The sequence below is a fragment of the Kitasatospora sp. NPDC049285 genome (assembly GCF_040678815.1).
GTDB lineage: Bacteria > Actinomycetota > Actinomycetes > Streptomycetales > Streptomycetaceae > Kitasatospora.
Map to the genome: position 1 here is coordinate 1 of NZ_JBFAQR010000112.1, position 9,970 is coordinate 9,970.

The window sequence follows — 9,970 nt, forward strand, 5'->3', positions numbered from 1 at the left end:
GCTCCGCCACCTCAACCCCGACACCGCACCCCGCCTCGCCCACCCCGCACCGCACCTCGGCTTCAACTACCTCGGCCGCTTCACCGCCGACACCGCCGAGGGAACCGACCACCACTGGATCTCGGTCGGCGAGGTCGGCGAGGGCGCGGCGCTGGGTGAGGCGGAGATGCCCTTCGGGCACGCGCTGGAGATCAACGCGGCGACCTACGACGGGCCCGACGGGCCCCGGTTGACGATCGACCTGGCGTGGCCGGCGGCGCTCTTCGACCGCGCGGAGGTCGAGCGCCTGGCCGAGCTGTGGCAGCAGGCGCTGCGCGCGATCCACACCCACGCGGAGAACCCGGACGCGGGTGGGCTGACGCCGTCCGACCTGACGCTGGTTGGGCTGTCCCAACAGCACATCGACCTGCTCGAAGCCAAGCTGAGGAAGTAAAGGACCCGCTGCGACCATGACCACCGCTCAGAGTCCGATCGAGGACGTGCTCCCGCTCTCCTCGCTCCAGCACGGGCTGCTCTTCCAAACCCTGTTCGACTCCGACGGGCCGGACGTGTACACGGTGCAGCTCGCCGTGGAACTGCGCGGCGCGCTCGACGCCGAGCAGCTGCGCGGCGCCGCCGCCGCGCTGCTGCGCCGGCATCCGAACCTGCGGGTGCTCTTCGTCCACGAGGGCATGGACCGGCCGGTGCAGGTCGTGCGCCGGTCGGTGGAGGTGCCGTGGCGGGAGGTGGACCTGACCGCCGAGGGCGAGTGGGAGGCGGCGTTCGAGGCGTTGAAGGACGCCGAGCGGGCGCACCGCTTCGTGCTGGACGAGGACGTGCTGCTGCGCTTCGTGCTGGTGCGGCTGCCGGGCGCGCGGTTCCGGCTGCTGCTGACGCTGCACCACATCCTGGTCGACGGCTGGTCGGTGCCGGTCCTGCTGGACGACCTGTTCGAGCTGTACGAGCGCGCCGGGGACGACACCGGGATGCGGCGGGCCGCGCCCTACCGCGACTACCTGGCGTGGCTGGCCCGGCAGGACGAGCCGGCCGCCCTCGCCGCCTGGCAGCGGGAGTTGGCCGGGCTGGCCGAGCCGGCGCTGCTCGGCGCGGGCCGTTCGGGCGCGGCGGCCGTCCTGCCGGAGACCCTGGAGTCGGAGCTGTCGCCGGAGGCGACGGCCCGGCTGACCACCACGGCGCGGCGGCACGGCTGGACCGTGAACACCGTGGTGCAGGCGGCCTGGGGCCTGGTGCTCGGCCAGCACCTGGGGCGGCAGGACGTGGTGTTCGGCGGCACCGTCTCCGGCCGCCCGCCGGAGCTGCCCGGCGTCGAGACGATGGTCGGCCTGCTGATCAACACCCTGCCGGTGCGCGTCAGTTGGCGGCCCTCGGACACCCTGGCCGGGCTGCTGACCGAGGTGCAGCGGCGGCAGAGCGGGCTGACCCCGCACCAGCACGTCCAGCTGGCGGCCATCCAGGCCGGGGCCGGACTGGGTGAACTCTTCGACACCACCACGGTGTTCGAGAGCTACCCGCTGGGCGCGGCGGCCGCGCCGCAGCTGGCGGGCGGGGTGGAGATCACCGACATGGAGGCGCGGGACGCCACCCACTACGCGGTGACGCTGCTCGGCCTGCCGGGCGAGCGGCTGCGGTTCCGGCTGGACCACCGCCCCGACGTGGTGGACCGGGCGACCGCCGAGCGACTGGCCGCCTGGCTGCACCGGATCCTGGCCGCCGCCGCCGAGCGCCCCGAACTCACCATCGCCGAGCTGGACCTGCTGTCCGAGCCGGAGCGGCTCCGGGTGCTGGAGGAGTGGAACGACACCACCCACCCGCTGCCGCACACCACGCTGACCGCGATGCTCGAGGAGCAGGCGCTGCGCTCGCCCGAGGCGCCCGCGCTGGTCGCCGGCAGCACCCGGCTGGACTACGCGGAGCTGCACGCCCGTGCCAACCGGCTGGCCCGCGCGCTGGTGGAGCGCGGCGCCGGACCGGACCGCCCGGTGGCGGTCGCGCTGCACCGGGGCACCGCGATGGTGGTGTCGCTGCTGGCGGCGCTCAAGGCCGGCGCGCCGTACCTGCCGATCGACCCGGAGCTGCCCGAGGGCCGGATCGCCCTGATGCTGGAGGGCGCCCGACCGGCCTGCGTGCTGGCCGACGCCCGCACCGCCGAGGCGCTGCCCGCCGCCGCGGACGTCAAGCCGCTGGTGCTCGACGACCCGCAGGTGGAACGGGAGTTGGCGGAGCTGCCGGCCGGTCCGCTGACCGACGCCGAGCGGACCGCGGCGCTCGACCCGCGCCACCTGGCGTACGTGATCTACACCTCGGGCTCGACCGGCGTGCCGAAGGGCGTCGGCGTGCCGCACCTGGGCATCGTCAACCGGCTGCGCTGGATGCAGGAGCGCTACCGGCTGGGCGCGGACGACCGGGTGCTGCAGAAGACCCCGTTCGGCTTCGACGTCTCGGTGTGGGAGTTCTTCTGGCCGCTGCTGACCGGCGCCGCCCTGGTGGTGGCCCGCCCCGGCGGGCACCGCGACCCGGCGTACCTGGCCGAGTTGATCGCCGCGGAGCGCGTCACCACCGTGCACTTCGTCCCGTCGATGCTGGACGTCTTCGTCCAGGAGCCCACCGCGGCGGCCTGCGCCGGCGTGCTGCGCCGGGTGGTGTGCAGCGGCGAGGCGCTGCCGACGGCGGTGCAGGACCGGGCGCTGGAACTGCTGGGCGCACCCGTGCACAACCTGTACGGGCCGACCGAGGCGTCCGTGGACGTCACCCACTGGGACTGCCTGCCCGGGCAGGACCCGGTCCCGATCGGCCGGCCGGTGCACAACACCCGGGTGTACGTGCTGGACGCGGCGCTGCGCCCCGCGGCGCCCGGCGCGGCCGGCGAACTGTACCTCGCGGGCGTCCAGTTGGCCCGCGGCTACCTGGGCCGGCCGGGGCTCACCGCCGAGCGCTTCCTGGCCGACCCGTACGGCGGCGCGGGGGAGCGGATGTACCGCACCGGCGACCTGGTCCGGTGGACGGCGGACGGGGTGCTGGAGTACCTGGGCCGCACCGACGACCAGGTGAAGATCCGCGGCCTTCGGATCGAGCTCGGCGAGATCGAGTCGGTGCTGAACCGGCTGCCCGGCGTGGCGCAGGCCCGCGTGGTGGTCCGTCAGGACGGCGGCGGGGAGGGCCGGTTGGTCGGCTACCTGGTCCCGGACGACGCGGCCGCCGCGCCGCAGCCGGACGCGCTGCGCGACGGCATGGCGGCGGCGCTGCCCGGCTACATGGTGCCGGCCGCGTTCGTGCTGCTGGACGAGCTGCCGGTGACCCTCAACGGCAAGCTCGACCGGCGCGCCCTGCCCGCCCCGGAGTTCGGCGCGGGCGGCCCGGACCGGGCCCCGCGGACCGCCGTCGAGCAGCTGCTCTGCTCGGTCTTCGCCGAGGTGCTGGGCGTGGACCGGATCGGCCCCGAGGACGGCTTCTTCGACCGCGGCGGGCACTCGCTGTCGGCGACCCGGCTGGTGCAGCGGATCCGGGCGGCCCTCGGCGCGGAGCTGTCGATCCGCACCGTCTTCGCCGCCCCGACGCCCGCCGCGCTGGCCGCCGTGCTCGCCGAGCGGCGGGCCGCGTCCGACGGCCTGGAGCCGGTGCTGGCGCTGCGCACCGGCGGCGACCTGCCGCCGCTGTTCTGCCTGCCGCCGGGCGCCGGCCTGAGCTGGTGCTACGCGGGCCTGCTGGGCGGCCTGCCGGCCGGGCAGCCGGTGTACGGGCTGCAGTCCCCGGCCCTGACCGACGCGGGCGCGGCACGCTCGGCGGACCTGGCGGAGCTGGCGGCGGGCTACGCGGCGCGGATCACCGAGCTGCGCCCGCAGGGCCCGTACCGGCTGCTGGGCTGGTCGGCGGGCGGCAACCTGGCGCACGAGGTGGCGGTGCTGCTGCGCGAGCGCGGGCAGGCGGTGGAGCTGCTGGCGCTGCTCGACTCCTACCCGGCCGCCGGCGGCGCGGAGGTGACGGAGGACCAGGTGTTCGCCGAGGCCTTCGGCCCGGAGCTGGGCGACCCGGCGGAGCCCGGGACCCGGGAGCGGGCGCTGGAACTGGTGCGGGCCGAGCTCGGCGAACTGGGCCGGGCCGAGGACGACGCCGCCGGCGCGGTCCTGGACACCTACCTGTCGACCAGCCGCGCGCTGCTGAATTCCCGGCCGCGCCGGTTCGACGGCGACCTGCTGTTCTTCCGGGCCGCCGACTGGACGGTCGACGAGCGCCGCGACCATGCGCGCTGGGCGCCGTACGTGACCGGCCGGACAACTCTGCGGGAACTCTCCGCAGCGCACGAGGAAATCTCCCGTCCGGAAATCATGGCGGAAATCGGGAAAGCAATTGCCGCGCTGGCGGCCGAAGGCTAGGGTCGGAGCGGATGCGCCGACTTCGAGTTCAAGGAAAACCCCGGAAAGGAAATCGGTACCCATCATGACCAATCCGTTCGAGGACAACGACGGCAGCTTTCTGGTGCTGGTGAACGACGAACTCCAGCACTCGCTGTGGCCGGAATTCGCCGCCGTCCCGGCGGGCTGGCGCGCCGTGTTCGGCCCGGAGAGCCGGGAGAACGCGCTGGCGTACGTGGAGCGCGAGTGGACCGACCTGCGGCCGGCCTCGCTGGTGGCGGCGATGGGCGAGGCGAAGGCCTGATGGAGACGCTCGGCGCCGGTCTGACGGCGCGTTGGACGCGCTGCCGGCGGCCCAGCGCCGCCGCGGCGGTCAACCTGGTGCTGCTGCCGCACGCCGGGGGCTCGGCGGGCTTCTACCGCGCGTGGCACGAACTGCTGCCCCGCGAGGTGGAGTTGCACGTGGTGCAGTACCCGGGCCGGGAGGACCGGTTCGCCGAGCCGCTGGTCGACGACATGGCGGTGCTGGCGGATGCGCTGGCCGAGGCGCTCGCCCCGCTGTTCAGCCGTCCGGTGGTGCTGTTCGGCCATTCCATGGGCGCCTCGATCGCCCTGGAGGTGCTCCGCAGGCTGGAGGCGGCGGGGCACCGGCCCCGGCTGCTGATCGCCTCCGGGCGCGGCGCCCCGCACCGGCTGGGCCCCGGCACGCTGCACGCGGCGCCGGACGACGAGCTGGTGGAGGAGGTGCGGCGGCAGTCCGGCAGCGGCAGTGCGGCGCTGGACGACCCGGACCTGCGGGCCCTGCTGCTGCCGATGATCCGCTCGGACTACCGGCTGTCGGAGGCCCACCGGCCGGTCGGCGCCGCGCCGGTCGCCACCCCGGTGGCGGTGCTGCGGGGCCGTACCGACACCGCGGTGACCGAGGAACTCGCCACCGCCTGGGGCGAGTTGACCACCGGTGGGAGCAGCCAGTTCGCCTTCGACGGCGGGCACTTCTACTTCCAGGGCCAGGAGTCGCGGGTCGTGGCCACCGTCGTCGACCTGGTGCACCGCGCGGTGCGCTGAGACGTCCGCGGCCGGGGCCGGGGGGCGGCCCCGCCCCCCCCCGACCCGGGTCGGCGCCCGCGCCGACCCGGACACCCACGACGCAGGAGGGGACATGACGCTGGACCAGCGGACCCGGCCGCCGACGCAGGAGCTGCTGGGCGGCCAGGAGTTCCGGGACACCATGTCGCAACTCGCCGCGCACGTCACGGTGGTGACGCTCCAGGACGCCGCCGGCCGCCCGTACGGGTTCACCGCCAGCTCGGTCGTCTCGGCCTCGCTCGACCCGCCGCTGCTGCTGCTCGGCGTCAGCCGGGGGTCCAGCTGCTTCGAGGCGATCAGCGGGGCGTCCGAGTTCACGGTGAACCTGCTGGGCGAGGGCGACAGCGAGATCGCCCGCCGGTTCGCCACGTCCGGCATCGACCGCTTCGCCCACGGCGACTGCGCCCCGTGGCCGGGGCACGGGGTGCCCTACCTCCCGGCGGCCAGTCTCTCGGCGCGCTGCACGACGCGGGAGGTCATCCAGGTCGGCGACCACGACCTGCTGGTCGCCGGGCTGCTGGAGGTCCGCACGGGCGCTCCCGCCCGGCCGCTGATCTGGTTCCGGCGCGACTTCCACACCGCGATGCCCGCCGACGCCGTCCCCAACCCCGCAGGAAGGAACCACACCTGATGAGCACGCTGGTCGAAGCGGTCCGCGCCGGGGCCGGATCGGAGTCCCTGCTCGCCGCCGAGGTGCCGAGCCGCTACCGGGCGTCCTACATCCGGGCCGAGGACGTCGACATGTTCGGCGCGGCGTCCGACCGGGACGTGCGCAAGTCGATCCGGGTCGGCGACGTGCCGATGCCCGAACTGGCGCCGGACGAGGTGCTGGTGGCGGTGATGGCCAGCTCGGTGAACTACAACACGGTGTGGTCCGGCACCTTCTCACCGGTGCCGACCTTCGAGTTCCTGAAGCGCTACGGCGCCCAGGGCCACTGGGAGAAGCGGCACGACCTGCCGTACCACGTGCTCGGTTCGGACGCCTCCGGCGTGATCGTCCGGGTCGGCTCCGGCGTGCGGCGCTGGACGCCCGGCGACCACGTCGTGGTCAGCCCGGTGCAGGTCGACGAGCAGGAGGCCGCCTCGCAGGCCGACGGCATGCTCGGCGAGCAGCAGCGCGCCTGGGGCTACGAGACCAACTTCGGCGGCCTGGCCGACTTCTGCGTGGTCCGCGCGACCCAGCTGATCCCCAAGCCGCCGCACCTGACCTGGGAGGAGGCGGCCACCACGGCCGGCTGCGCGAGCACCGCCTACCGGATGCTGATCAGCGACCGCGGCGCCCGGATGAAGCAGGGCGACGTCGTCCTGGTCTGGGGCGCGGCCGGCGGCCTCGGCATGTACGCCGTGCAGCTGATCCGCAACGGCGGCGGGATCGCGGTCGGCGTGGTCAGCTCGGAGCGCAAGCGCGAGGCGCTGGAGCGCCTGGGCTGCGACCTGGTGGTCAACCGCACCGACATCGGCATCGGCAACGACTTCGACGACCCGGCGCAGGTCATCGAGGCGGGCAAGCGGCTCGGCCGGATCATCCGCCGCGAGATCGGCGAGGACCCGCACATCGTCTTCGAGCACTCCGGCAAGGCCACCTTCGGCATCTCGATGTACGTGGTCCGCCGCGGCGGCGTCGTGGTCACCTGCGGCTCCAGCACCGGCTACGACCACCGGTACGACAACCGGTACCTGTGGATGAAGCTGAAGCGCCTGATCGGCAGTCACGGCGCCAACCTGCAGGAGCAGTGGGAGTGCCACCGGCTGCTCACGCTGGGCAAGTTGATGCCCGCGCTGTCCTGCACCTACGGGCTGGACGAGCTCGGCGAGGCCGCCCGGCTGCTCCAGGTGAACGACCACATCGGCAAGATCGGCGTGCTCTGCCTCGCGGAGCGGCCCGGACTCGGCATCACCGACCCCGGGCTGCGCGAGCGGGTCGGCGAGGACAAGATCAACTTCCTGCAGGGGGTCTGACATGACGAACCCGGGCATCGGCATCCTCGGCACCGGGTCGTACCTGCCCGGCCGGGAGGTCGACAACACCGAACTCTCCGCCCGCTTCGGCGTGGACGACGACTGGATCGAGCGCAAGACCCTGATCCGCGCCCGCCGGTTCGCCGAGGACCACGAGGCGGTCTCCGACCTCGCCGTGCCCGCGGCCCGGGCCGCGCTGGAGCGGGCCGGCATCCCGGCCGAGCGGATCACGTACCTGATCGTCTCCACCGGCACCGGCGACTTCCCCGCCCCGCCGACCTCCTACCTGGTCCAGCACGCGCTGGGGGCGTCCGAGGCGGCCTGCTTCGACCTCAACGCCACCTGCGCGGGCTTCGTCTACGGCCTCGCGGTCGCCCGCAGCCTGGTCGCCACCACCCCCGGCGCCTACGCCCTGGTGGTCGCCTCGGAGGTCTACTCCCGGTTCACCGACCCGGAGGACCGGGCCACCGCGGTCCTGCTGGCCGACGGCGCCGGCGCCGCGGTGGTCGGCCCCACCGACGGACCCGGCATCCTCGACATCGAACTGCGCAGCTACGGCGACGCGCACGACCTGATCGTCATCCCGGCCGGCGGCAGCCGGAACCCCGCCACCGCGGAGACCATCGGCCGCCGCGACCACGCGGTGCGCATGCAGGGCCGCTCGGTCACCGAGTTCGTCCTCGACAACGTGCCCGGGGTGCTCGACAAGTTCGTCTCCCGCAACGGGATGGAGCTGGCCGACGTCGACCACTTCGTGCCGCACCAGGCCAACGGCGTCATGGTGGGCCGGCTCGCCGAGGTCTCCGGGCTGACCCGCGCCACCACCCACCTCACCGCGCCGGTCTACGGCAACTCGGGCAGCGCCTCGGTGCCGGTGACCCTGGACCACGCCGCCCGCACCGGCGCGCTGAAGGACGGCGACCTCGTCCTGCTCACCGCGTTCGGCTCCGGCATGACCCTCGGCGCCTGCCTGCTCACCTGGTCCGGGGACGCGCGGTGACCGGGGCGGCGAACGGCGGACTGCGCCGGGTCGGCGTGATCGGGTGCGGCCTGATGGGCGCCGGACTGGCCGAACTGGCCGCCCGCTCCGGCTTCGAGGTGCTGGTCGCGGTCTCCTCGGACCGCTCGCTGCGGGCCGGCCGGGAGCGGGTCCTCGGCTCCCTGGACCGGGCGGTGGCCAAGGGCCGGCTCGACGCCGACGAACGGGACGCGGCCCTCGGCCGGCTGTCGTTCACCGACACGCTCGGCGAGCTCGCCGACCGCGAGCTGATCATCGAGTCGGTGACCGAGTCCTTCGCCGTCAAGTCCAAGGTCTTCGCCGCGCTGGACGCGGTGCTGCCCGAGGACCACGACGTCGTGCTGGCCACCAACACCTCCTCGCTGGCGGTCGCCGACGTGGCGGCCGCGGTCCGGCGCGAGGACCTGGTCGTCGGCACGCACTTCTTCAACCCGGTCACCACGATGCCGCTGGTCGAGCTGATCTCCTCGCCCCGCACCGCGCCGCACGCCGCGGCCCGGGCCGAGCGGTTCCTCGCCGAGGGACTGGGCAAGCGGGTGGTCCACGCGCCCGACCGGCCCGGCTTCGTGGTGAACGCACTGCTGGTGCCGTTCATGATGTCGGCGATCACCATGCTGGAGTCCGGCCACGCCACGGCGGAGGACATCGACGCCGGCATGACCCAGGGCTGCGGCCACCCGATGGGCCCGCTCGCCCTCTCGGACTTCACCGGCCTGGACACCCTCGCCGCCGTCGCCCAGGGGCTGTACGAGCAGTCGGACGACACCCGCTACCGGCCGCCGCGGCTGCTGCTCGACCTGGTGACCGCCGGCCACCTCGGGCGCAAGTCGGGCCGCGGGTTCTACGAGTACGCCTAAAGCACCTCCCGGGCACGTCAGCGGAATCAGAAGGAGTGACGATCCGTGCGAGCAGCAGCACGACCAGAAGGACCAGCCGCGCCGGAGTTCGTGCAGCTGCTCACGGCGGAGGGTGAGCGGCTGGAGAACCCGGAGTTCCCGCTGACCGTCACGCCGGAGGAGCTGCGTTCGCTCTACCGCGACCTGGTGCTGGTGCGGCGTTTCGACGCCGAGGCCACCTCGCTCCAGCGGCAGGGTGAACTGGGCCTGTGGGCTTCGTTGTTGGGTCAGGAGGCGGCGCAGGTCGGTTCCGGCCGGGCGCTGCGGCCGGGTGACTACGCCTTCCCCACCTACCGTGAGCACGGCGTGGCGTGGTGTCGCGACGTGGACCCGCTGAACCTGCTCGGCATGTTCCGCGGCGTCAACAACGGTGGCTGGGACCCGAACGAGAAGAACTTCCACCTCTACACGCTGGTCATCGGCGCGCAGACGCTGCACGCCACGGGCTATGCCATGGGCCTGGTGAAGGACGGCGCCGAGGACGCGGTGATCGCCTACTTCGGCGACGGCGCGTCCAGCCAGGGCGACGTGAACGAGGCGTTCACCTTCGCCTCGGTGTACAACGCGCCGGTCGTGTTCTTCTGCCAGAACAACCAGTGGGCGATCTCCGAGCCCACCACGGTGCAGACCCGGATCCCGCTGTACCGCCGGGCGTCCGGCTT

Annotated in this window: 9 protein-coding genes; all 9 read left to right on the top strand. The window is 73.9% G+C overall.

The features are described from left to right. Positions 1–433 (top strand): hypothetical protein (locus tag AB0K51_RS34130; protein ID WP_363462084.1); only part of this gene is annotated, 433 nt, incomplete at its 5' end. A gap of 16 nt (positions 434–449) precedes the next feature. Continuing rightward, complete coding sequence (locus AB0K51_RS34135; protein WP_363462086.1) at positions 450–4,370, top strand: amino acid adenylation domain-containing protein; 3,921 nt, start codon at positions 450–452, stop codon at positions 4,368–4,370. A gap of 64 nt (positions 4,371–4,434) precedes the next feature. Continuing rightward, the gene (locus AB0K51_RS34140; protein WP_363462088.1) at positions 4,435–4,653 is read left to right on the top strand and encodes an MbtH family protein; all 219 of its coding nucleotides are present in this window, start codon (positions 4,435–4,437) and stop codon (positions 4,651–4,653) included. Next, a complete protein-coding gene (locus AB0K51_RS34145) occupies positions 4,653–5,414 on the top strand; it encodes an alpha/beta fold hydrolase (protein WP_363462090.1) in 762 nt (253 codons plus the stop codon). The genes AB0K51_RS34140 and AB0K51_RS34145 overlap by 1 nt, the downstream gene beginning before the upstream one ends. A gap of 94 nt (positions 5,415–5,508) precedes the next feature. Continuing rightward, positions 5,509–6,066, top strand: coding sequence for a flavin reductase family protein (locus AB0K51_RS34150; RefSeq protein ID WP_363462092.1), 558 nt, complete (start codon positions 5,509–5,511; stop codon positions 6,064–6,066). Continuing rightward, entirely contained in the window at positions 6,066–7,394 is a 1,329-nt protein-coding gene (ccrA, locus tag AB0K51_RS34155) for a crotonyl-CoA carboxylase/reductase (RefSeq protein ID WP_363462094.1), read from the top strand. Before AB0K51_RS34150 ends, ccrA begins: the two co-directional genes overlap by 1 nt. A 1-nt stretch (position 7,395) precedes the next feature. After that, positions 7,396–8,394: a ketoacyl-ACP synthase III gene (locus tag AB0K51_RS34160; RefSeq protein ID WP_363462096.1), complete on the top strand. Its 999-nt coding sequence runs from the start codon at positions 7,396–7,398 to the stop codon at positions 8,392–8,394. After that, positions 8,391–9,269 carry a 3-hydroxybutyryl-CoA dehydrogenase gene (locus AB0K51_RS34165; protein ID WP_363462098.1) on the top strand — a complete coding sequence of 293 codons (879 nt, stop codon included), beginning with the start codon at positions 8,391–8,393 and terminating at the stop codon, positions 9,267–9,269. The genes AB0K51_RS34160 and AB0K51_RS34165 overlap by 4 nt, the downstream gene beginning before the upstream one ends. 45 nt (positions 9,270–9,314) lie before the next feature. Further along, positions 9,315–9,970 (top strand): thiamine pyrophosphate-dependent enzyme (locus tag AB0K51_RS34170; RefSeq protein WP_363462100.1); only part of this gene is annotated, 656 nt, incomplete at its 3' end.